The 21,159-nt window shown below is 66.4% G+C and carries 19 protein-coding genes; 9 read left to right on the top strand and 10 right to left on the bottom strand.

All coding sequences use genetic code 11. The features are described 5' to 3' along the window. Positions 1-42: 42 nt before the first annotated feature. Positions 43-645 (top strand): Maf-like protein, encoded by a 603-nt coding sequence (locus AB4120_RS01670; RefSeq protein ID WP_149135572.1) that lies wholly within the window; start codon positions 43-45, stop codon positions 643-645. Between the two features lie 3 nt (positions 646-648). Continuing rightward, a complete protein-coding gene (locus AB4120_RS01665) occupies positions 649-1,380 on the top strand; it encodes an SAM-dependent methyltransferase (protein WP_441641784.1) in 732 nt (243 codons plus the stop codon). 6 nt (positions 1,381-1,386) lie between these two features. Here the strand turns inward: AB4120_RS01665 and AB4120_RS01660 are convergent, their stop codons facing one another. The 4 genes from AB4120_RS01660 to AB4120_RS01645 are packed head-to-tail and all read right to left on the bottom strand — an operon-like array spanning position 1,387 to position 4,684. After that, positions 1,387-2,544: a S49 family peptidase gene (locus AB4120_RS01660; protein WP_441641783.1), complete on the bottom strand. Its 1,158-nt coding sequence runs from the start codon at positions 2,542-2,544 to the stop codon at positions 1,387-1,389. Positions 2,545-2,586: 42 nt separating this feature from the next. Then, positions 2,587-2,970 carry a Rieske (2Fe-2S) protein gene (locus AB4120_RS01655; RefSeq protein WP_441641782.1) on the bottom strand — a complete coding sequence of 128 codons (384 nt, stop codon included), beginning with the start codon at positions 2,968-2,970 and terminating at the stop codon, positions 2,587-2,589. Further along, positions 2,963-3,622 (bottom strand): HAD-IA family hydrolase, encoded by a 660-nt coding sequence (locus AB4120_RS01650; RefSeq protein WP_149135568.1) that lies wholly within the window; start codon positions 3,620-3,622, stop codon positions 2,963-2,965. The genes AB4120_RS01655 and AB4120_RS01650 overlap by 8 nt, the downstream gene beginning before the upstream one ends. A 60-nt stretch (positions 3,623-3,682) precedes the next feature. Then, the gene (locus AB4120_RS01645; RefSeq protein ID WP_441641781.1) at positions 3,683-4,684 is read right to left on the bottom strand and encodes an RluA family pseudouridine synthase; all 1,002 of its coding nucleotides are present in this window, start codon (positions 4,682-4,684) and stop codon (positions 3,683-3,685) included. An 894-nt stretch (positions 4,685-5,578) separates the two neighbouring features. On the opposite strand from AB4120_RS01645, the gene AB4120_RS01640 reads away from it, so the two are divergent. The 5 genes from AB4120_RS01640 to AB4120_RS01620 all read left to right on the top strand — a co-directional run bounded on the left by AB4120_RS01640 (position 5,579) and on the right by AB4120_RS01620 (position 12,649). Then, positions 5,579-8,755 (top strand): Rne/Rng family ribonuclease, encoded by a 3,177-nt coding sequence (locus AB4120_RS01640; RefSeq protein ID WP_441641780.1) that lies wholly within the window; start codon positions 5,579-5,581, stop codon positions 8,753-8,755. Positions 8,756-8,997: 242 nt separating this feature from the next. Next, positions 8,998-10,122, top strand: a complete 1,125-nt coding sequence (gene moaA, locus AB4120_RS01635) for a GTP 3',8-cyclase MoaA (protein ID WP_149135565.1) — start codon at positions 8,998-9,000, stop codon at positions 10,120-10,122. Between the two features lie 48 nt (positions 10,123-10,170). Further along, the gene (mobA, locus tag AB4120_RS01630) at positions 10,171-10,770 is read left to right on the top strand and encodes a molybdenum cofactor guanylyltransferase MobA (RefSeq protein WP_441641779.1); all 600 of its coding nucleotides are present in this window, start codon (positions 10,171-10,173) and stop codon (positions 10,768-10,770) included. Between the two features lie 102 nt (positions 10,771-10,872). Further along, positions 10,873-12,156, top strand: coding sequence for a molybdopterin molybdotransferase MoeA (gene moeA, locus AB4120_RS01625; RefSeq protein ID WP_149135563.1), 1,284 nt, complete (start codon positions 10,873-10,875; stop codon positions 12,154-12,156). A gap of 211 nt (positions 12,157-12,367) precedes the next feature. Beyond that, the gene (locus tag AB4120_RS01620) at positions 12,368-12,649 is read left to right on the top strand and encodes a hypothetical protein (RefSeq protein WP_092290069.1); all 282 of its coding nucleotides are present in this window, start codon (positions 12,368-12,370) and stop codon (positions 12,647-12,649) included. Here AB4120_RS01620 and rmuC read toward each other — a convergent pair. The 6 genes from rmuC to AB4120_RS01590 all read right to left on the bottom strand — a co-directional run bounded on the left by rmuC (position 12,627) and on the right by AB4120_RS01590 (position 19,102). Next, positions 12,627-13,976 carry a DNA recombination protein RmuC gene (rmuC, locus tag AB4120_RS01615; RefSeq protein ID WP_441641778.1) on the bottom strand — a complete coding sequence of 450 codons (1,350 nt, stop codon included), beginning with the start codon at positions 13,974-13,976 and terminating at the stop codon, positions 12,627-12,629. The genes AB4120_RS01620 and rmuC overlap by 23 nt on opposite strands. 19 nt (positions 13,977-13,995) lie before the next feature. Then, on the bottom strand, positions 13,996-14,991 hold the full coding sequence (locus AB4120_RS01610) for a 2-hydroxyacid dehydrogenase (RefSeq protein WP_441641777.1): 996 nt from the start codon (positions 14,989-14,991) through the stop codon (positions 13,996-13,998). A gap of 5 nt (positions 14,992-14,996) precedes the next feature. After that, positions 14,997-16,436 (bottom strand): sodium:proton antiporter, encoded by a 1,440-nt coding sequence (locus AB4120_RS01605; protein ID WP_149137477.1) that lies wholly within the window; start codon positions 16,434-16,436, stop codon positions 14,997-14,999. 122 nt (positions 16,437-16,558) lie between these two features. After that, complete coding sequence (locus AB4120_RS01600; RefSeq protein WP_441641776.1) at positions 16,559-17,245, bottom strand: LutC/YkgG family protein; 687 nt, start codon at positions 17,243-17,245, stop codon at positions 16,559-16,561. A gap of 81 nt (positions 17,246-17,326) precedes the next feature. Continuing rightward, positions 17,327-18,505 carry a nicotinate phosphoribosyltransferase gene (gene pncB, locus AB4120_RS01595; protein ID WP_441641775.1) on the bottom strand — a complete coding sequence of 393 codons (1,179 nt, stop codon included), beginning with the start codon at positions 18,503-18,505 and terminating at the stop codon, positions 17,327-17,329. Between the two features lie 84 nt (positions 18,506-18,589). Further along, positions 18,590-19,102 (bottom strand): hypothetical protein, encoded by a 513-nt coding sequence (locus AB4120_RS01590; RefSeq protein ID WP_149135559.1) that lies wholly within the window; start codon positions 19,100-19,102, stop codon positions 18,590-18,592. A gap of 378 nt (positions 19,103-19,480) precedes the next feature. Between AB4120_RS01590 and fdxA the strand changes: the two genes are divergently transcribed. Both fdxA and AB4120_RS01580 read left to right on the top strand, forming a co-directional pair. Beyond that, positions 19,481-19,804 (top strand): ferredoxin FdxA, encoded by a 324-nt coding sequence (gene fdxA, locus AB4120_RS01585; protein ID WP_149137476.1) that lies wholly within the window; start codon positions 19,481-19,483, stop codon positions 19,802-19,804. Between the two features lie 88 nt (positions 19,805-19,892). Continuing rightward, entirely contained in the window at positions 19,893-20,996 is a 1,104-nt protein-coding gene (locus AB4120_RS01580; RefSeq protein ID WP_092290087.1) for an NAD(P)/FAD-dependent oxidoreductase, read from the top strand. Positions 20,997-21,159 lie beyond the last annotated feature (163 nt).

The raw sequence follows: 21,159 nt of genomic DNA, 5'->3' as shown, positions 1-21,159 counted from the left end.
TAACTGACCGTCCCCTCTCCCTCCGACGCTACCTCTATATATATGTCGTCCTCCGCTATCCGCCCGCCCCTGATCCTCGGGTCGAGTTCTCCGTACCGGCGCGAGCTGCTCGCGCGGCTGCGCATCCCGTTCGACGTGGCTGTACCGGACATCGACGAAACCCCGCTGGCCGGCGAGGTCCCCGAGGCCACGGCCCTGCGCCTCTCGCGCCGCAAGGCCGAGGCGATTGCCGCGCGCCACCCCGGCGCACTGGTCATCGGCTCGGATCAGGTCTGCACGCTCGACGGCGCCCAGATCGGCAAACCCGGCAGCCATGAGAAGGCGCTGGCCCAGTTGCAGCAAATGCGCGGACGAACCGTCACATTTCATTCGGCACTCTGCCTGCTCGACAGCCGCACCGGCGAGGCCCAGCTGGCCGATGTACAGACCCGGGCGACCTTCCGTGACCTGTCCGATGCCGAACTAGACGCCTACCTGCGCCTGGAAACCCCCTATGACTGCGCCGGCAGCGCCAAGGCCGAGGGTCTGGGCATCGCCCTGCTCGCGCGCGTGGAATCGGACGACCCCACGGCGCTGATCGGCCTGCCGCTGATCGCGCTGACCGGCATGCTGCGCGCCGCCGGCTACCCGTTCTTCGGAGCCTGAACGATGACCGGTACCCTGTTCCTGATTCCCAACACGCTCGGCAAGCGCGACGAGTTCGATCCGCTGCCCGATGTCATCCCCGCCGGCGTGCAGCAGATTGCCGCGCGGCTCGACTACCTGGTGGCCGAGAACGCCAAGACGGCGCGCGCTTTCCTGAAGAAACTGGGCGAAACCAGCCCGCTGGTGCGGCCGATCCAGCAGATCGAGATCCGTGAGCTGAACGTGAACACGCGCGCCGAGGCCTTGGCCGCGCTGCTGGACCCCATCGCCGGGGGCCGCGATGGCGGGCTGCTTTCGGAAGCCGGCGTGCCGGCCGTGGCCGACCCCGGCGCGGACCTCGTGCGGCTGGCCCACGCGCGCGGCGTGACGGTGCGGCCACTGGTGGGGCCAAGCTCGATCCTGCTGGCGGTGATGGGTTCCGGCCTGAATGGCCAGAGCTTCGCGTTCAACGGCTACCTGCCAGTGGACGCGGACGAACGCGCGCGCAAGCTACGGGAATTGGAAGCGCATTCGCGCAAGGCGCGCCAGACGCAGGTCTTCATCGAGACCCCCTACCGCAACGCCGCGCTGCTGGAAGCGCTGCGCCAGCATTGCGCCGGCACCACGATGGTATCGGTGGCCGTCGACCTGACGCTGCCCACCGAAACCATCGTCACGCTGCCGCTGTCAGCCTGGCGGCCGGAACGGATTGCCCTGCAAAAGCGGCCGGCGATCTTCTCGCTGCTGGCCGCCTAGTCCTGCCTACCGTAGCGACTGCGCGCCGGTCGACATCATCATGGTCTTCATCGCCGCGCTGCCCATGGCCGCGCCAAACCGCTTGGCCACGCGCTCGGCGATGTTTTCCTTGACCGTGTAGTCGACGATATCCTCGGCCTTGAACAGGTCGCGCGCCACGTAGTCGGCGCTCCCCACGCCATCGGCCAGACCTAGCGCCACGGCGCGCTCGCCGGACCAGAACAGGCCCGAGAACAGGTCCGGATCATCCTTCAGCCGGTCGCCGCGGCCTTCCTTTACCACGTCGATGAACTGCTGGTGGATCTCCTTGAGCATGGTCTCGGCATAGGCTTTCTGGCGCGGCACCTGCGGCGAGAAGGGGTCGAGCATGCCCTTGTTGGCGCCCGAGGTGTACAGCCGGCGCTCCACGCCGAGCTTCTCCATCAAGCCGGTGAAGCCGAAGCCGTCCATCAGCACGCCGATCGAGCCGACGATACTGGCCTTGTCCACATAGATCTTGTCGGCCGCCGCCGCCACGTAGTAGCCGCCGGAGGCGCAGATTTCCTCCACCACCACGTAGAACGGCTTGCCCGGATACACGGTGCGCAGGCGCTTGATCTCGTCGTTGATGATGCCCGCCTGCACCGGCGAGCCACCCGGCGAATTGATCTTGAGGATCACGCCGGCCGCGTTGGTATCGGCAAAGGCGGCCTGCAGCGAAGCATTGATCGAGTCCGCACCCGCCGGCGTGCCCGCCGCGATCTCGCCTTCCAGCGACACCATCGCGGTATGGCGCCCCGCGGTGCTGGCGATGCCATCGCCCTTGAAGTCGATTACCGCGTACAGGATCAGCGCCAGGATGCCCAGCACCACCAGCCGGAAGAAGATCTTCCAGCGCCGTGCCGCGCGCTGTTCGCGCAGCGTGGCCATCAGCACCTTCTCCAGCACGTCGCGCTCCCAGCCACCGGTGGCGCTGCCGCCACCCACCGGGGCGGCTCCGCCCTGCCCGCTCAGGCGCGCGCGGCGCTCGTCGGCCTCGCGCCGCGCCGCGTCCTCCCCGGCACGCAGCTCCTGCTCGAGCGGAAAATCGGCCTGCGCCGCCGTTTCCAGGCGGTGACTGTCGTCGGCCTTGTGTTCGTCTTGCGTTTGACCCGGTTCGACCGGCGGTTTTTGCTGTTCTGTCATGCGATGGACTCGATAAAATCAGACGGCGGCCCGGCGGATCATTCAGGTGGCGTCGGGCGGGTAAAAAGGCGGTTCGGGGAGCCAGTAGACAGCACCCTCGCGTTCCTCGGTCCGGAGCTTGGCCAGCGCGGCGCCCCGGCAAGGGCCGCCCACGCAAAGGCCGGTGTCTGGCGCATAAACCGCGCCATGTGTCGCGCACATCAAGTATAGGCCCGCGCTATCGAAAAACTGCCCCTCCTGCCAGTCCAACTCCATCGGTACGTGCGCGCACTGGTTCAGGTAGGCGTGCGCCACGCCGTCGAAACGGACCACGAATGCGCCGATCTCGCGCGCTTCCAGGCGCACGGAGAACCGCACGCCGGCCCCGCCATCGACGAGTTCGTCGCTGGCGCACACGCGGTGCAGTGGCTGGCCGGCTTCAGGCATGCGTGAGCAGCCAGTCCTGGAGATCGGCGATCGACGTGGCGCAGTGCACCGGCGCCATCGCGCGCAGCGAATCGGCCGGATGCGCGCCGTAGCAGACGCCCAGGCCGTGCGCGCCGGCGTTGACCGCCATCTGCAGGTCATGGGTGGTATCGCCCACCATGACCGTGCGCGCCACGTCCTGGCCCAGCTCGCGCGTCAGCTCCTGCAGCATGGCCGGGTGCGGCTTGGAGAACGTCTCGTCGGCGCAACGCGTGCCATCGAACAGCTTGCCAAGGCCGGTGGCCGCCAGCGCCCGCTCCAGCCCCACGCGCGTCTTGCCCGTGGCCACGCCGAGAAAATAGTGCTCGCCGTGCAGGGCCTCGAGCATCTCGCGCACGCCGTCGAACAGCACGAGGTCCGCATCGCGCGTGAGGAAATGGTAGCGGTAACGCTCCGCCAGGCGCGGATAGTCGGCCGGGTCGAGCGTGGGCACGGCATAGGACAGCGCGTCCTTCAGCCCAAGGCCGATCACGTGGCTCGCGGCGCTGTCATCAGGCACGGGCAGGCCCAGGTCGCGGCTGGCCAGCTGGATGCATTTGGCGATGGTCGGGGTGGAATCCATAAGGGTTCCATCCCAGTCGAAGACGATCAGGTCGAAGCGCTGCCTGGCCATTGAGGTCCTTGGTCGATGCGGAAAGTGGTGTGGCGGCTGCGGAGGCGGCGATGCGACGCGTCAGTCCGCCGCGCGGTGCTGACGCAATTGTTGCAGAAAATCAACACACTCGGCGGGTAATGGCGCTGAAACGGTCAGCGGCTCGCCCGTGGACGGGTGCGCCAGCGTCATCCGGTGCGCGTGCAGGAACATCCGCTTGATGCCGGGCTTGGCATTGCTGCGAGAAAGTGCCTTGTTGAGCGCAAAATCACCATACTTCTCATCGCCGACGATGGGGAAACCGGACGCCTGCAAGTGCACCCGGATCTGGTGCGTGCGGCCGGTCTTCAGTTCGGCCTCGAGCAGGGTGTAGCCCTGGAACGCCTCCACCTTGTTGAAGATGGTGTGCGCGGTCAGCCCATCAGCCTGCACGCGCACGCGCCGCTCGCCATCGGGCGTGCTGTATTTATATAGCGGGAGCTTGACGTGCTGCCGCGTGTTCTGGAATTCGCCGGCCACGCAGGCGAAGTAGCGCTTGTCCATGCCGGTGCCACGCATCTGCTCATGCAGGTGCACCAGCGCAGAGCGCTTCTTCGCCAGGATCAGGATGCCGGACGTCTCGCGGTCCAGCCGGTGCACCAGTTCCAGGAACTTCGCCTCGGGCCGCGCGCGCCGCAACTGCTCTATCACCCCGAAGGCCACGCCCGAGCCGCCATGGACGGCCACGCCGGCCGGCTTGTCGATAATCAGCAGCCAGGCATCCTCGAACAGGATCGGGAATTCCGACGAAGGCACGAACACCCCGTCGTCCTGTGCCTTTTCCGCCACCCGCATGGGCGGGATCCGGATCACATCGCCCAGCTTCAGACGGTAAGTGGCATCGATCCGGCCCTTGTTCACGCGTACTTCGCCCGAGCGCAAGACCCGGTAGATATGGCTCTTGGGCACGCCCTTGGAGACCTTCAGCAGGAAGTTGTCGATGCGCTGGCCCTCGGCACTTTCGTCCACCGTGACGTACGCCACTTGGAGCGCGCCGGGCGCGACGCGCGGCTCCTTTTCAATTTGATGGCGTAACTCATTCATTTTCAATATAATTTCCCGGCTGTCCCGGCCAAAGACCGGCAGCGCACGACCTGTGTAAGCGATTCTGTGAGCAATATAGGCGCGGGCCCAAGTTGGGCTGGCGGGTGACGAGACCGATGAGGATTGCCACCAATATCCGCGCAGGATCACGCATTTTACACTTCGGGTTGCCACCAACCCGGCCCGTCTCCCGCATTTTGCGTACCCCGCAGGCGCCAGATGGGCAAATGGTGGAAATCAGCAGCACGCACGCGCCACGCCGGCGCGCAGGAAGTTGCCCAGAGGCGGCTTCGGCGAGAAACGGCGGGCACGTGGAAACAGAGTGATCCAGGTAGAACAGAATTCAATGGGGATGCCCGACAGGCATCCCCATCGGTGAGAGAAGACCGCCCGCACCGGGAAATCGGTGCCGGCCGGCAGGCGAGCCTGCCAACCGACCTGCAATATCGGCTAGTCGTATTACCGGCGCCCGGTCGCAGAACTCCAAGAAGCAGCGGCGCGCCCGCCAGGAGACAGGTCAGGTTGACATTCGGCCCCGCTTGCCGCGTCCGGAAAACTTGCTCTTTGACGCGTCTTGGCCATTCCCGGCCGGCCGCGATGCCGCGAAGCCAGTGCCGTTTGCATTGTGCGTTGCCGCATCGCCCCCGGCCATTCCGGGCATCCGCCGCAAGTCGCTGTATCAGGAGCAGTGCCATGGCGCTCTCCCCGACCCAGCGGACGCCTGCCTAGACGTCGACAGCCTCTCTCTTTCACCCGCGCCCCGTCCGGCCGCGTCGTATTGCGCGCCGGCGACTCCGGCAATTCTCCCGCCCCCACTCTATTTCCTCGCGTGCTCCATGGATCGTCGCGGACACCTTTCGTGTGACTTCCGCGACACTGGAGTGAGGTATTGCGATGAAACGCATGCTGTTCAACGCGACGCAACAGGAAGAATTGCGCGTCGCGATCGTCGATGGTCAGAAACTGATCGATATCGACATCGAAACCGCCGGGCGCGAGCAGCGCAAGGGCAACATCTACAAGGGCGTCATCACCCGCATCGAGCCCTCGCTGGAAGCCTGCTTCGTCAACTACGGCGAAGAGCGCCACGGCTTCCTGCCGTTCAAGGAAGTGGCCCGCGCGTTCTTCAAGGACGGCGTGGACGTGCGCAACGCGCGCATCCAGGACGCCCTGCACGAGGGCCAGGAACTGATCGTCCAGGTCGAGAAGGAAGAGCGCGGCAACAAGGGCGCCGCCCTGACCACCTTCATCTCGCTGGCCGGCCGCTACCTGGTGCTGATGCCGAACAACCCGCGTGGCGGTGGCGTCTCGCGCCGCATCGAGGGCGAGGACCGCCAGGAACTGCGCGAGACGATGGGCCAGCTGACCGTGCCGGACGGCATGAGCATCATCGCCCGCACCGCCGGCATCGGCCGCGCGGCCGAGGAACTGCAGTGGGACCTGAACTACCTGCTGCAACTGTGGAAGGCCATCGACGGCGCCGCCGGCGACAACAAGGCCCCGCTGCTGATCTATCTGGAATCGAGCCTGGTCATCCGTGCCATTCGCGACTATTTCCAGCCCGATATCGGCGAAATCCTGATCGATACCGACGAGATCTATGAACAGGCACGCGCTTTCATGAGCGTGGTCATGCCTGACAACATGAACCGCGTGAAGAAGTACCGGGACGACGTGCCCCTGTTCTCGCGGTTCCAGATCGAGCACCAGATCGAGTCCGCCTATTCCCGCATGGTGATGCTGCCGTCCGGCGGCGCCATCGTGATCGACCATACCGAAGCCCTGGTTTCCGTTGACGTGAACTCGGCCCGTGCCACCAAGGGCGCGGACATCGAGGAAACGGCGCTGCGCACGAATCTGGAAGCGGCCGACGAGATCGCCCGCCAGCTGCGCCTGCGCGACCTGGGCGGCCTGATCGTGATCGACTTCATCGACATGGAGTCCAGCAAGGCTCAGAAGGACGTGGAAACGCGCCTGAAGGACGCCCTGCGCCACGACCGCGCCCGCGTGCAGATGGGCAAGATCAGCCGCTTCGGCCTGATGGAGCTGTCGCGCCAGCGCCTGCGTCCTTCGCTGTCGGAAGGCTCGCACATCACCTGCCCGCGCTGCAATGGAACAGGTCACATCCGCGATACCGAATCGTCCGCCCTGCAGGTGCTGCGCATCATCCAGGAAGAGGCGATGAAGGAAAACACGGCCGCCATCCACTGCCAGGTGCCGGTGGAAGTGGCCGCTTTTCTGCTGAACGAGAAGCGTCAGGAAATCAACCTGATCGAGCTGCGCTTCAAGGTGAACGTGCTGTTGATCCCCAACAAGCACCTGGAAACCCCGCACTACAAGCTGGAGCGCCTGCGCCACGACGATCCGCGCCTGGAGGAATCCACGGCCAGCTATCGCATGGCCGAGGCCGCCGCCAAGGAACTCGAGGCGGACACGAGCTACAGCAGCCGCAAGAAGGAAGATGCACGTCCGCGCCAGGAAGCCGCCGTCAAGGGCATTACGCCCGACGCGCCGGCGCCGGTGTCGGTGCCCCGCCCCGAGCGCGCCCCGCGCCCCGAAGCCGCTGCCGCACGTCCGGTACCGGCCACGCAGCCCGTGGCCGCCGGCGGTTTCATCGCCTGGCTGAAGGGCCTGTTCGGTGCACGTCCGGCCGCCGCCCCGGTGGCAGAGCCGGCCAAGCCGGCCGCTGACGCCCAGGCACGCGGCGATGGCCGCCGCGAACGCGGCCAGCGTGGCGAAAGTCGCGGCGAAGGCCGTGGCCAGGGCCGTGGCGAGCGTGGTGAACGTGGCGAGCGCGGTGATCGCGAACAGCGTGGTGAACGCGGCGAGCGTGGCGAGCGCCAGGGCCGTGGCCAGCGTGGCGAACGCGGCGAACAACGCGGCGCCGAGCGTGGTGAGCGCGCGGAACGCGGTGATCGTGCCGAACGTGGCGAGCGGACTGAACGTGGCGAACGCACCGAGCGCGGTGAGCGTCCGGCACGCGCCCCGCGCGAAGGCCAGCAGGCCACGCCGGCCATCGCCCGTCAGCCCGAGGGTGGCGAAGCCCGTCAGGAAGGCAATCGCCGTGAGCGCAATCAGGAACGCCGCGAGCGTCAGCGCGAACGGCAGCGTGAGCGTGGCGACACCCGCGAGACCGAGGAAGCCCTGAACGTCGAAGGCGCACCGCAGACCGCATTCGAGGCTGCGCAAGCCGCCCCGGCCGTGGCCGTGGTGGCAGCCGCCGCCGCGACCGAACTGCCGGAAGGCCTGGAAGCCGTGGCAACGGAAGGTGCAGAGGGCGAAGAGCGCCGCCGCCGCAACCGTCGCGGCCGTAACCGCTACCGCCGCGACCGCGAAGATGGTGTGCAAGGCGCCGATGGCGAAAACGGCGATGCCAACGACACGTCCAACCTGGCCGAAGTGGCCGCAGGCGTAACCGAGACGGAATTCGCACCGGTGGCGGCCCAGGCTGCACCGCAAGTCGTGGCACAGCCGGAGCCGGTTGCCGTGGCCCAGGTGGCTGAGGTGCCCCGCGTGGCCCAGGTGGCGGAAGTCGCCGAGGTTACGGAAGCCGTGGAAATCCGCGAGACGCGTGAAACGGTGGAAACCGTGGCCCGCGTGGAACCGGCCGCCTACGCCCAGCCGAGCCAGCCGGCCCAGCCCGTGAGCCCGGCCCCGGTGGCCGAGCCGGTCTTCGCACCGGTCAGCGCCCCCGAAGCCGCGCCGGTTGTGACGCCAGCGCCGGTCTACACCGCTCCGGTGGTGGAAGCCCCGGCACCGGCACCCGTCGAAGCCGCCCCGGTCGTTGCCGAGCCGGTCATCGTGACGCCTGCCGTCGCGCCGACCCCGGTGGCAGCACCGGCCGCCGCCCCGCTGCGTGCCGATGCCCTCGAGCCGATGCTGGCTTCGGCCGGCCTCCAGTGGGTGGAGACAGACAACGCCAAGCTGCAAGCCGCCCAGTCCGCCGCCGCCAACGTGGCACCGGCCCCGCGCGTGCAGCGCGAGCGCAAGCCGCTGCCCCCGCTGCCGGAAGGTCCGATGGTCCTGGTCGAGACCGGCGGTCAGCGCGACCAGCAGCAGCAACAGCAGTAAGGTCGGCCAGCGCAAGCTGGCAGCCAACACGAAAAAAGGGACGGCTTCGGCCGTCCCTTTTTTCATGGGTCACCTCACATGATGTATGCATCACATGACTGTACTGCCGCCGCCAATACCCCACTGTGCCCCCGCGAAGTGCACGGTCGCCGCCGGCGCGTCAGCCTCCTCGGCTAGAATGCAGGCAGAACCGCCCCGGATGCACACATCGCGCCGGAGAGCGGCATCGCCACCCCCAGGCCATGACCGACACCGTCATTCCCATCCTCGACCTGCGCGACCATCGCTATCGCTCGATGGTGCCAAGCATTCCGTCCCGCCTCGACACACCTACTGGCCTCGTGGCGGACACCCGCGGCCGGCCGCTGCACGACCTGCGCATCTCGGTGACGGACCGCTGCAACTTCCGCTGCGTGTACTGCATGCCCAAGGAGGTGTTCGACAAGGACTACACCTTCCTGCCGCACTCCGAACTGCTGAGCTTCGAGGAGATCGAACGCGCTGCGCGCGTGTTCGTGTCGCAGGGCGTGGAGAAGATCCGGCTGACCGGCGGCGAGCCGCTGCTGCGCAAGAACATCGAAAAACTCGTTGAAATGCTGGCGCGCATCGAAACCGTCTCGGGCAAGCCGCTGGACCTGACGCTGACCACCAATGCGTCGCTGCTGGGGCGCAAGGCGCAGTCGCTGCGCGATGCCGGCCTGTCGCGCGTGAGCGTGAGCCTGGACGCCATCGACGACGCCACGTTCCGCAAGATGAATGACGTTGACTTCGCGGTGCGCGACGTTCTGGACGGCATCGAGACCGCCCAGGCCGTCGGCCTGGCGCCGATCAAGGTCAACATGGTGGTCAAGCACGGCACCAACGACGCCGAAATCGTGCCCATGGCCCGCCATTTCCGCGGCAGCGGCATCATCGTCCGCTACATTGAATTCATGGACGTTGGCGCCAGCAACCACTGGCAAATGGACGAAGTACTACCTTCCGCCGACGTAGTGCGGCGGATTGACGAGGTGTTTCCGCTCGAGGTGATTCCCGCCAATTACTCGGGCGAGACAGCCGAGCGCTGGCGCTATCGCGATGGCGCGGGCGAAATCGGCGTGATATCGAGCGTGACGCACGCGTTCTGTGGCGATTGCAGCCGCATCCGCCTGTCCACCGAGGGCCGTCTGTACCTGTGCCTGTTCGCCACCGAGGGCTACGACCTGCGTGCGCTGCTGCGCGGCGGCCACAGCGACCTGGAGATCGCCAATGCCATCGCCCAGGTCTGGCAGGGCCGCACCGACAACTATTCCGAGCAGCGGGGCGATCCGGCCGTACGCCTGGCGCGCGCCGAACGCAAGATCGAGATGTCCTACATTGGCGGCTGACCCGGGCCATCCCGGTCACCGGCGCCGCCTCACAACTTTCCGAAAGTCATGATCGCACGCGAAGACATCACGGGCCTGATCCTGGCCGGCGGCCGGGGCAGCCGCATGGGCGGCACCGACAAGGGCCTGCAACCGCTGCGCGGCGTGCCAATGGCGATGCACACACTGATGCGCCTGACGCCGCAAACTGGCGCGATGCTGATCAACGCCAATCGCAATCTCGCCGCCTACGAGTCGTTCGGCGTGCCCGTGGTCACCGATTCCGTGCCCGACTTCGCCGGGCCGCTGGCCGGCATGATGGCCGGGCTCGAGCAATGCAGCACCGGCTGGCTCGTCACGGCGCCGTGCGACACCCCGTTCCTGCCCACCGACCTCGTCGAACGGCTGGCGCAGGCGATCGAGGCCGAAGGCGCCGAGATGGCGATTCCGGTCACGGTGGACTCCGACGGGCATCGGCAAACCCAGCCGGTGTTCTGCCTGATGCCGGTCACGGCGCTCGACAGCCTGATCACCTACATCAATGGCGGCGGGCGCAAGATCGAGACCTGGGCGGCCAGCCACCGGCTGGCAGAGGTGCCATTCCCCGACGCCGACGCGTTCGCCAACATCAATACGCTGGACGAACTACGCATACACGAGGCGCGCTGAACGCACCACGCGGGTTAGACTCGGGCATCCGTCCTACCCGCGGTTCTATCCGCGTTTCCGCCCTTTCTCGCCGTTTTCGCTTCTTTTCGCCGCAGACTGCTCATGCCATCCCTGCAATCCGTCATTTCCTGCCTCTCCGACTACGACCCAACCGCCCTGCCCGTGGCCCAGGCCAACGCGATCATCGGCCAGGTGGTTGAGCCGGTGCGCGGCACCGAGCAACTGGCGCTTCGCTCCGCGCTCGACCGGGTGCTGGCCGAGGACGTGATCTCGCCCATAGACGTGCCCGCCCACGACAACTCGGCGATGGACGGTTACGCCTTCCAGAGCGCGGCGCTGGCAGCCGGCGGCGACGTCGTCCTGGAAGTCATCGGCACGGCCTACGCCGGCAACGCGTGCGACACGGCGCCCACCGCGGGCCAGGCGGTGCGCATCATGACCGGCGCGATCATGCCCGATGGCTGCGACACCGTGGTGCCGCAGGAATTCGTGGACGTGCAGGAAGGCGGCAACCAGATCCGTTTTGCGGCCGATGCCGTGCGCCCCGGTGACAACCGCCGGCTGCGCGGCGAAGACCTGGCCCGCGGTCAGGCGGCACTCGCCGCCGGCCGCATTCTCCAACCGGCGGACCTTGGCCTGCTGGCCTCGCTCGGCGTGGCCGAAATCAAGGTGCGGCGGCGCCTGCGCGTGGCGTTCTTCTCCACGGGCGATGAACTGCGCTCAATTGGCGAGCCGCTCGACCCCGGCTGCGTCTACGACTCCAACCGCTACACGCTGCACGGCATGCTGCGGCGGCTCAATGTCGAGTTGATCGACATGGGCGTGGTCCGTGACGACCCCGCCGCGCTGGAGGCCGCGTTCCGCAGCGCCTGCGAAAACGCCGATGCGGTGATCACGTCTGGCGGCGTGTCCGTGGGCGAAGCCGACTACACCAAGCAAATCATGGCGCGGCTGGGCGATGTCACATTCTGGAAGATCGCCATGCGCCCGGGCCGCCCCATGGCATTTGGACGCATTGCGTCGAACGGCCGGGAGGCCCTGCTGTTCGGCCTGCCCGGCAACCCCGTGGCCGTGATGGTCACCTTCTACCACTTCGTGCGCGGCGCGCTGCACCGGCAGATGGGTGCCAACGTGCCGCCGTTGCCCCTGATGCGCGTGCGCAGCGCGGCCGCCATCCGCAAGAAGCCCGGCCGCACGGAATACCAGCGCGGCATCCTGGCGCCGACTGCCGATGGCAGCTGGGAAGTCCGGATCACGGGCCAGCAAGGCTCTGGCGTGCTGCGGTCGATGAGCGAGGCGAACTGCTTCATCGTGCTGGGCCACGAGCAGGACGCCGTTGCCGCCGGTGATCTGGTCGAGGTGATGCTGTTCGACGGGCTGATGTAATTTGTTGCAGTCCGCCATGCGGAACGCCCGAAGCATAGGTGCGACGCATTGATGAGCCGAATCAATGATCAAATCGGCAGTCATCGTATGACAGCACACGTTGCGCTGTCGTTTTTTGTACGCCCCGCGAGTGACGGACTATGCGTCGCAAGCCCCAGTCGCTACACTTGCAGCACGAAAAATCACCCCCCCCAATATCTTGTCTGTCGTCATGAATCAGGAGATCGCGTACCTCCACCCCGTCAAGACCGCGCGCGCACTGGTGCTGGTCTATCTGTGCTTCTCGGTGCCAATCGTGGCAATGGGCCTGTTCGTGGCCTTTATCCGCTATGGCGACCTGCCGGGGATTACGGTTTTCACCGCGCTGATCCTGAACGCACTGATTGGCTTCGGCCTGTTGTGGCTCGGCTGCAAGGCCTACAACTGGGTGGCCGCCCGCTTCGGCGGCATCGAAGTGCACGTGCGCGAACTCACGCCCGAAGATCACCAGTAACGTCGCCATTGGCGGCTTGGGCCGCGCTGGCGTCATCCTGTAGCGGAGGCGGTTGCACTGCCTCCGACGCACCCGCCGTTGCGGCGGTTCCCAATAGCTGTTCGGCAAGTTCCCCGGGCAGCGCTTCCACCGTGCGAAGCTTCCGCTCCATCTGGCGGGTCCGCACCTCGGCCTGTTCGATATTGCGCGCGGCACGCACCAGCGTATCGCGCGTCTTGGCCAGCACCTCGCCAAACTTGCCGAATTCGGTCTTGACGGCGCCCAGCACCTCCCACACCTCGCTGGAGCGCTTCTCCAGCGCCAGCGTCCTGAACCCCATCTGCAGGCTGTTGAGCAGCGCGGTCAGCGTGGTCGGCCCGGCCACGGTCACGCGGAAGTCCCGCTGCAGCAGGTCCGTCAGGCCCGGGCGGCGCAGCACCTCGGCGTAAAGCCCCTCGGTTGGCAGGAACAGGATTGCGAAGTCGGTGGTAGCCGGCGGCGCCAGGTATTTCTCGGCAATCGACTGCGCCTCCCGGCGCAACGCCACCTCAAGCTCACGCCCCGCCACAGCCACGCCGTCCACGTCACCATGCTCCTGGGCATCAACAAGGCGCTCGTACTGCTCCTTCGGAAACTTCGCATCGATCGGGAGCCAGACCGGGCCACTGGACGGGTCGCGGCCCGGCAGCCGGATCGCGAACTCGACCCGCGCCCCGGAATTGCGCACGGTCTCGACATTCTTGCCGTACTGGTCCGTCGTCAGGATCTGTTCCAGCAGCATTTCAAGCTGCACCTCGCCCCACGTGCCGCGCGACTTGACGTTGGTCAGCACACGCTTGAGATCGCCCACGCCCTGCGCCAGCATCTGCATCTCGCCCAAGCCGCGATGCACCTGCTCCAGCCGGTCCGACACCAGCTTGAACGACTCGCCCAGCCGCTGCTCGAGCGTCGCATGGAGCTTCTCGTCCACGGTGCGTCGCATTTCCTCCAGTTTCGCGGCGTTGTTCGCCTCGATGTCGCGCAGCTTCTGCTCGAGCGTCGCCCGCACCTCGGCCAGCCTGCGGTCGTTGGACTCGGACATCTGCGCGATTTGCTGGTTCTGCACCGTGGCAATACTGGTCAGGTGCGCCGACAAGGTCTGCTGGAAGCGCAGCATCTGCCGGCCGGATTCATCGCGGCCATCGCGGGCGGCCGCGCTCACTTCGCCACGCAGCACGCGCTCCAGCCGGTCAAGACCATCGAGCAGTTCCGCGGATGCAGCCCCGGCGCGCGAGCGCCACAGCAGCACCGCCAGCAGGACCACTGCCACGATGGCGGTGGCAAGCGTCAGGACGGAAATCAATGTCATCAATTCAGGAACATCCGATTCAGCGGCGGCGGGCCATGACCTCTGGGTTGATCACCGAAGGCGGATGGCCCGCCTTGGGGCCGGCATCGAGTGCCGCGATAAGGTTGTCGGCGGCCAGATTGGCCATCGCGCGGCGTGTCTTCTCCGAGGCGCTCGCGATATGCGGCGTCAACACCACGTTTGGTACCGTCAGCAGATCAGGGTGGACGCTCGGCTCACCTTCGAACACATCCAGACCGGCGGCGAAGATCTGGCCGTTGCGCAACGCGGCGGCCAGCGCGGCGTCATCGACGATGCCGCCGCGCGCCAGGTTGATCAGGGTGGCGGTCGGCTTCATCGCCGCCAGCTCCGCTGCGCCAATCGCGTGATGGCTCTCGGGGCTGTACGGCAGCACCAGCACGAGGTGATCCGTCTGCGCGAGCAGTTCCGCCTTGCTGACATAGCGCGCATTGAGCGCGCGCTCGGTCTCGGCGGGCAACTGGCTGCGGTTGTGGTACAGCACGTTCATGCCGAAGCCGGCTGCGCGACGGGCCAGCGCCTGTCCGATGCGGCCCATGCCGAGGATGCCGAGCGTACTGCCGTAGACGTCCATGCCCACGAGCATGTCATAGCTCCAGCGCTTCCACTTGCCGGCGCGCAGGTAGTGCTCGGACTCCGTCACGCGGCGGGCGGTGGCCATCAGCAGTGCCCAGCCGAAGTCGGCCGTGGTCTCCGTCAGCACGTCGGGCGTGTTGGTCGCCACCACGCCGGCGGCGGTCAGGGCTGGTACGTCGAGATTGTTGTAGCCGACCGCCATGTTGCACACAGCGCGCAGCTGCGGCAGCGCTGCGACGACCGCGCCGTCGATCTTGTCCGCGGCATTGGCCAGCACGCCGGCCTTGCCCGCGAGGCGGGCCTTCAGCGCGGCGGCATCCAGCACCAGGTCTTCCTGGTTGCTGTCGACATCGAAATATTGCGAAAGACGATCGACGACGTCGGCATAGATCGCGCGGGTAACGAGGACGGAGGGCTTCATGGCAGTCACACGTGGAAAAAGAGGAACGTCATCACCAGGAACAGCGGCAGCAGCACGGTACCGGACCACGCCATGTAGCCGAAGAAACTCGGCATGCGCACGCCGCGGCTTTCGGCAATGGCCTTCACCATCAGGTTGGGGGCATTGCCGATATAGGTATTGGCGCCCATGAACACTGCGCCGGCCGAGATGGCGGCGAGCGTCGAGGCATCGCGCGTCATCAGGGTGGCCGGGTCACCGCCGGCGGTGTTGAAGAACACCAGGTAGGTCGGTGCGTTGTCCAGGAACGAGGACAGGATACCGGTCGCCCAGAAGTACATGCCGTCGATAGGCTTGCCGGAGGAATCGCTGACCGCATGGATCACCGCCGCGAACGCACCGTCGGTGCCGGCCTTGAGCATCGCGATAACCGGGATGATGGTCAGGAAGATGCCCGCGAACAGCTTGCCGACTTCGAGGATGGGCTCCCAGTTGAACTCGTTGCCGCTGCGCGCGCTATGCGGCGTGGCGATCAGCGACACGATGGTAATCACCACCAGCATCACGTCACGGACCAGCGCCGGCAGCGTGACTTCGGTGCCCATCACGTCGAACGCGATACCCGGCTTCCACAGCCCGCTCATCAGCACCAGTGCCAGCACGCCGAGCAGCAGCAGGAAGTTGATCTTGCCGTCGATTTGAAGGCGCTTGGAGTCCGGCGTCGGGTCCTGCGCCAGCGGCAGCTCTTCTTCCTTGTTCAGGAAGTAGTGGCGGTCCACCACATAGAACAGCGCCAGCAGCGCCACGCACAGGAACGCCGTCTCGGGGAAGATGTTGCGTAGCGTCCACGTGAACTCCACGCCCTTCAGGAAGCCCAGGAACAGCGGCGGATCGCCGAGCGGCGTCAGCGAGCCGCCCGCGTTGGCCACCAGGAAGATGAAGAACACCACCACGTGTGCCACATGGCGGCGGTTGTCGTTGGCGCGCAGCAGCGGCCGGATCAGCAGCATCGCCGCGCCGGTGGTGCCCATCAGGCTGGCCAGCACGGTCCCGAGCGCGAGGATGCCGGTGTTCAGCCTGGGCGTGCCGTGCAGGTTGCCACGCAGGCAGATACCGCCGGCCACCACGTAGAGCGACCCCAGCAGCATGATGAACGGGATGTATTCGCCCAGCAACGCGTGCACCGTGTTGGCCACGGCGGCGTAGATACCGAACTGCATCGCGAACGGCACCAGGAACAGCGCGCCCCAGGCCGCAGCCACCTTGCCATAGTGGTGGTGCCAGAAGTGCGGGGCCAGTAGAGGGAACAGCGCGATGGACAGCAGGACACCGGCAAACGGCACGCCCCAGAGCGGCGACAGCGTGGCGCCATCGATCTCGGCGGCACCGGCCAGGGACGGAAACAGGGCAATGACCGCAAGCATCGCGGTGGACCACGGTGCCATGGCACGTCGTGCGCGTCGCATCATCGGGCAGTTTCTCCTCGTCTCGAAAGCGGCCAGTGTAAAGCAAACCCTTTTGAGACTGGTCTGAAAATGCTGCCGGAATAACCCGGAATGTGACGCCTGGCCGGGCCCGAGCCCAGCCCTCAGTCCTGGTCGACGAGGATCACGTGCACGCGGTACGGGCCGTGGGCGCCGAGGACGATGGTCTGTTCGATGTCGCCCGTGCGCGACGGGCCGCTGATGACATTGGTGGCGCGGGGCAGCTGGCCGTGCTCGGCACGCATGCGCGCGAAGGCTTCCTCCAGGTTCGCCACGATGCGCGAGACCGGCACCACGGCGATATGGGTCTCAGGCAGCAGCGCCGCCGAGGCAAAGGTTTGCGGCCCCGACAACAGCATCAGCGAGCCGGTCTCGGCAATCGCCACGAAGCAGCCGGTGATGCCGACGAGGTCGCCATGGTCATGATCGACCTGCGGATCGCGCGCCGGCGGCCGGCATGCCACGTCCAGCCCCTGTGCCTGCCACGGCAGGTCACCCAGGCTGTCCCACGCCACGGCGCGGCGCACGAGGCCCAGGCCGTCCAGATAGCGCGAGACGGCGCCCGGCACGTCGGCCAGCGTGGCCACGCGCTCCACGGTGGAGGCCATCTTTTGCGCCTGCAGGCTGAACGCCTCAACGCGATCGGCGGCGATGGCCGGCTGCGGGCCCTGCGGATGGCGTGCGAGATAGTCGTCCACGGCCTCGCGCTCGCCGGGAGTCACCGTGGCCCCCCTGCCCTGGGCGGCGCGGATGCGGGCGAAGATGCGGTCACGGGCGGCGTTGGTTTCCATGGCGTAAGGGGTCCGGTTCCTGAGGCTGGCCGATTATAGAAGGCCGCGCCGGCACGCGGGCGCCGCCGGGCGTGAATGTTGTTAAGCCGGGGGCTGAATCGCGAACACCTGGCGCAGGTAGGCCAGGTAGCCGGGGTCGTCGCACATGGTCTTCTCGGGCGTGTCCGAGAGCTTGGCCACGGGCTGGCCGTTGCATCGCACCATCTTGATGACGATCTGGAGCGGCGTGTAGCCGAGGTCGTTGGTCAGGTTGGTGCCCACGCCGAAGGCCAGCTTGCAGCGGCCGCGGAAGCGCTCGTACAGCTCGATGACCTTGGGGATGTTCAGCGCATCGCTGAAGATCAGCGTCTTGCCGCGCGGATCCACGCGGTGGGAGGCGTAATGCGCGAGCATGCGCTCGCCCCACTCGAGCGGATCGCCCGAATCGTGCCGCACGCCGTCGAACAGCTTGCAGAAGAAGAGGTCGAAATCGCGCAGGAAGGCATCGAATCCATAAGTATCGGACAGCGCGATGCCCAGGTCGCCGCGATATTCCTGCGCCCAGTTGTCCAGCGCGTAGACCTGTGAGTCGCGCAGGCGCGGGCCGAGCGCCTGGCAGGCCTGCAGGTACTCGTGGGCCATGGTGCCAAGCGGGGTCATGTTGTGCAGCCGCGCGAAGTGGACGTTGCTGGTACCGGCAAGCTGCGCGCCGAGGATGCCGCGCGCGGTCAGCAGCACCTCCTCCTGCCAGTCGCCCGAGAAACGCCGGCGGGTGCCGTAGTCGGCGATCACGCAGTCGGCGTAGGGCGCCGCCTTCAGCAGCGCGAGCTTGGCCTCCAGGCGCCGGCGGCCCTCGGCCAGGTCCGGTGCCGGCTGGGTGCGGCGGAAATAGACCTCGTTGACGATGGCCAGCAAGGGCACCTCGAACAGGATCGTATGGAGCCACGGGCCGCGGATCGTGATGTCGATCTCACCGCCACCCTTCTCGGACGGCGTGATCGCGACGTGCTTCTCGCTCAGGTGGAACAGGGCCAGGAAATCGACGAAATCGCTCTTGATGAAGCGCATGCTGCGCAGGTAGTCGAGCTCTTCCTCTGTGAAGCGCAGCTGGCAGAGGCTGGCGACTTCGGCGCGAATCTCGTCGATATACGGGGTCAGGTCAACGCCCGCGTTGCGGCACTTGAACCGGTACTCGACCTGGGCCTGCGGGAAGCGGTGCAGCACCACCTGCATCATCGTGAACTTGTACAGGTCGGTGTCTAGCAGGGAGCGGATGATCATAGCGTGGCGCAAACGGCATGCCGGAGACGAGGCCCACATGCTAACCGAAACTGGCCGAATGGCCAGGGATGGCCCGGGGATGGGCTAGCTGCCATCGAGCCAGCGCAGGTCGGACGGCACCCCCGGCTGCGCGCCCGACTGCAGGCACCAGAGTGGCGGCCCGCCGCCCTCGGCGCAGGTGACCAGCGTGGCCCGCGCGCGGCTGATGGCGGATGGCAGCGGATCGGCGAAATTGCCCGATGGCACCATGATCCGCTCCTGATAGACCTGCTGGCCGGCCCGGTCGAAGCGCAGCACCTGCACCTGCGCGCCCGGCGGCGGATGCAGCTCCGGCCCGCACGGCACCAGGCCCTCGCGGCTGCAGTTGGCCATGCTGTCGCCAGCCGGAGCCCGCACCACGCTGAAGCTGTCCCAGTCGAAGGCGGTTAGCGCGGCCAGTGCCACCGGCTGGTCGGTGCGCGCCCGCCATGCCACGAGCCGCGAGACAACGCTATCGGCCATATTGTTGCCCCGACCCGCGCCCATCGGCTGCGCGCCGGCGGCCGGCGCCAGCGAAATGGCGATCAGCAGGCAGGTCAGGCGGTGCGAAATGGGCATGGCGCGTCCCGGAAATCGAGCAAGAAGGCGAAAAAATGACCCGAAAGCCCCCGGGCCATACAGGGGAATACTAGTCCGTCGCGCGCCTTCCGTGGCGCAACAGGCGGCTGCCAGGGCGATTTTGGGCCGCTTTCGCCCGGCTTGCACCCAAAAGCACATAAAGAAATAAGAAAACTATCTGACCCGGCTATATAGACTCGCTATCCTTGCGGGAAGGCTCGGATACAATATCGGTCTTTGAAAGGCCACGGCCCCCGTGCGCCCCGACATCCACCGATTGACATGCGCGTGCGCGCGTGTCCGGCGGCCGGGCGCGGCGGCACCACAAGTGGCCTGAACTGTTTCCCATCGAAGACCGATCCGCTTTTTGGAACCGAAATGACTCACGTTGTCACCGAATCCTGCATCCGTTGCCGCTACACCGACTGCGTTGATGTGTGTCCGGTCGATTGTTTCCGCGAAGGCCCGAACTTCCTGGCCATCGACCCCGACGAATGCATCGACTGCGCCGTGTGTGTGGCCGAGTGCCCGGTCAACGCGATCTATGCCGAGGAAGACGTCCCCGGCGATCAGCAGAATTTTATTGATCTGAACGCCGAACTGGCCCGTTCGTGGCCGTCCATCACCAAGACCAAGGCCCCGCTGCCCGAGGCCGAGGAATGGAAGGACGCCACCGACAAGCTGCAATACCTGCAGCGCTGAAGCCTGCCGCCAACACAACAAGAAAGCCGTCCCCGCGCGCTTTCCGCAATACCGGGCACAGCGTGCCCACAAACGTATCAGGACGAATATGGACTTGAGCATTCCAAATCCCGTGGCCGACGCGACCCAGCAGGCCGGCGGCAATCCCGGCGGCCAGCCGCTGGAAATCGACGCGCTGATCGTTGGCGCCGGCCCCGTTGGCCTGTTCCAGGTCTTCGAACTGGGTCTGCTCGAAATCAAGGCGCACGTGATCGACTCGCTCAAGGTAGTGGGCGGCCAGTGCGTGGAGCTGTACCCGGACAAGCCCATCTATGACATCCCGGCCGTGCCCATCTGCACGGGCCAGGAGCTGACCGACAACCTGCTCAAGCAGATCGAGCCGTTCGAGCCCACGTTCCACCTGGGCCAGGAAGTCGCCGTCGTGGAGCGCCGCGAGGACGGCCGCTTCTTCGTCGAGACCTCGACCGGCACGCGCTTCATCACCAAGACCATCTTCATCGCCGCCGGCGTGGGTTCGTTCCAGCCGCGTACCGTGAAGGTGGAAGGCATCGACAAGTTCGACGGCAAGCAGCTGTTCTACCGCGTGAAGGATCCGAGCCGCTTCCACGGCCGTAACCTGGTCATCGTGGGCGGCGGTGATTCCGCGCTGGACTGGACGCTGGACCTGGTCGGCAAGGCCGAGTCGGTGGTGATGATCCACCGTCGCGACGGCTTCCGCGCCGCACCGGCATCGGTCGCCAAGATGAAGGAACTGTGCGAACAGATGGAGATGCAGTTCCTGGTGGGCCAGATCAGCGGCTACGAGGAGCGCGACGGCCTGATGACCGAAATCAAGGTCACGGGTGCCGATGGCGTCACGCGCCGCCTGCCGCTGGACGACCTGCTGGTGTTCTTCGGCCTGTCGCCGAAGCTCGGCCCGATCGCCGAGTGGGGCCTCGAGCTGGAGCGCAAGCAGATCAAGGTGGATACCGAGAAGTTCCAGACGAACATCCCGGGCATCTTTGCCGTGGGCGACATCAACACCTACCCGGGCAAGAAGAAGCTGATCCTGTCGGGCTTCCACGAGTGCGCGCTGGCCGCGTTCGGCGCTGCCCCGTACATCTTCCCCGAGAAGAAGATCCACATGCAGTACACGACGACTTCGCCGAAGCTGCACAAGATCCTCGGCGTGGAATCGCCGGTGTTCGACTAAGCTTGTCGATGTGCCGATGCAAAAAGACCGCCTTCGGGCGGTTTTTTTGTTTGCACAAATCCAAAAGCTCGCTATAATGCGGCCTCGCTGTCGAACACGACACGCAGCAAACGGCGGAAACGCCCGCTGCAGGCCGGATTCAAGGCGAACCAGAGTTTTTGCA

The organism is Cupriavidus sp. 2KB_3 (genome assembly GCF_052115685.1).
In the GTDB taxonomy this organism is placed as follows: domain Bacteria; phylum Pseudomonadota; class Gammaproteobacteria; order Burkholderiales; family Burkholderiaceae; genus Cupriavidus; species Cupriavidus campinensis.
This window is presented reverse-complemented; position numbering and strand designations above follow the sequence as displayed.

Coding starts and splice junctions, on each gene's coding strand:
- AB4120_RS01670 (WP_149135572.1), top strand. CDS start 43: ATGTCGTCCTCCGCTATCCGCCCGCCCCTGATCCTCGGGTCGAGTTCT.
- AB4120_RS01665 (WP_441641784.1), top strand. CDS start 649: ATGACCGGTACCCTGTTCCTGATTCCCAACACGCTCGGCAAGCGCGAC.
- AB4120_RS01660 (WP_441641783.1), bottom strand. CDS start 2,544: ATGACAGAACAGCAAAAACCGCCGGTCGAACCGGGTCAAACGCAAGAC.
- AB4120_RS01655 (WP_441641782.1), bottom strand. CDS start 2,970: ATGCCTGAAGCCGGCCAGCCACTGCACCGCGTGTGCGCCAGCGACGAA.
- AB4120_RS01650 (WP_149135568.1), bottom strand. CDS start 3,622: ATGGCCAGGCAGCGCTTCGACCTGATCGTCTTCGACTGGGATGGAACC.
- AB4120_RS01645 (WP_441641781.1), bottom strand. CDS start 4,684: ATGAATGAGTTACGCCATCAAATTGAAAAGGAGCCGCGCGTCGCGCCC.
- AB4120_RS01640 (WP_441641780.1), top strand. CDS start 5,579: ATGAAACGCATGCTGTTCAACGCGACGCAACAGGAAGAATTGCGCGTC.
- moaA (WP_149135565.1), top strand. CDS start 8,998: ATGACCGACACCGTCATTCCCATCCTCGACCTGCGCGACCATCGCTAT.
- mobA (WP_441641779.1), top strand. CDS start 10,171: ATGATCGCACGCGAAGACATCACGGGCCTGATCCTGGCCGGCGGCCGG.
- moeA (WP_149135563.1), top strand. CDS start 10,873: ATGCCATCCCTGCAATCCGTCATTTCCTGCCTCTCCGACTACGACCCA.
- AB4120_RS01620 (WP_092290069.1), top strand. CDS start 12,368: ATGAATCAGGAGATCGCGTACCTCCACCCCGTCAAGACCGCGCGCGCA.
- rmuC (WP_441641778.1), bottom strand. CDS start 13,976: ATGACATTGATTTCCGTCCTGACGCTTGCCACCGCCATCGTGGCAGTG.
- AB4120_RS01610 (WP_441641777.1), bottom strand. CDS start 14,991: ATGAAGCCCTCCGTCCTCGTTACCCGCGCGATCTATGCCGACGTCGTC.
- AB4120_RS01605 (WP_149137477.1), bottom strand. CDS start 16,436: ATGCGACGCGCACGACGTGCCATGGCACCGTGGTCCACCGCGATGCTT.
- AB4120_RS01600 (WP_441641776.1), bottom strand. CDS start 17,245: ATGGAAACCAACGCCGCCCGTGACCGCATCTTCGCCCGCATCCGCGCC.
- pncB (WP_441641775.1), bottom strand. CDS start 18,505: ATGATCATCCGCTCCCTGCTAGACACCGACCTGTACAAGTTCACGATG.
- AB4120_RS01590 (WP_149135559.1), bottom strand. CDS start 19,102: ATGCCCATTTCGCACCGCCTGACCTGCCTGCTGATCGCCATTTCGCTG.
- fdxA (WP_149137476.1), top strand. CDS start 19,481: ATGACTCACGTTGTCACCGAATCCTGCATCCGTTGCCGCTACACCGAC.
- AB4120_RS01580 (WP_092290087.1), top strand. CDS start 19,893: ATGGACTTGAGCATTCCAAATCCCGTGGCCGACGCGACCCAGCAGGCC.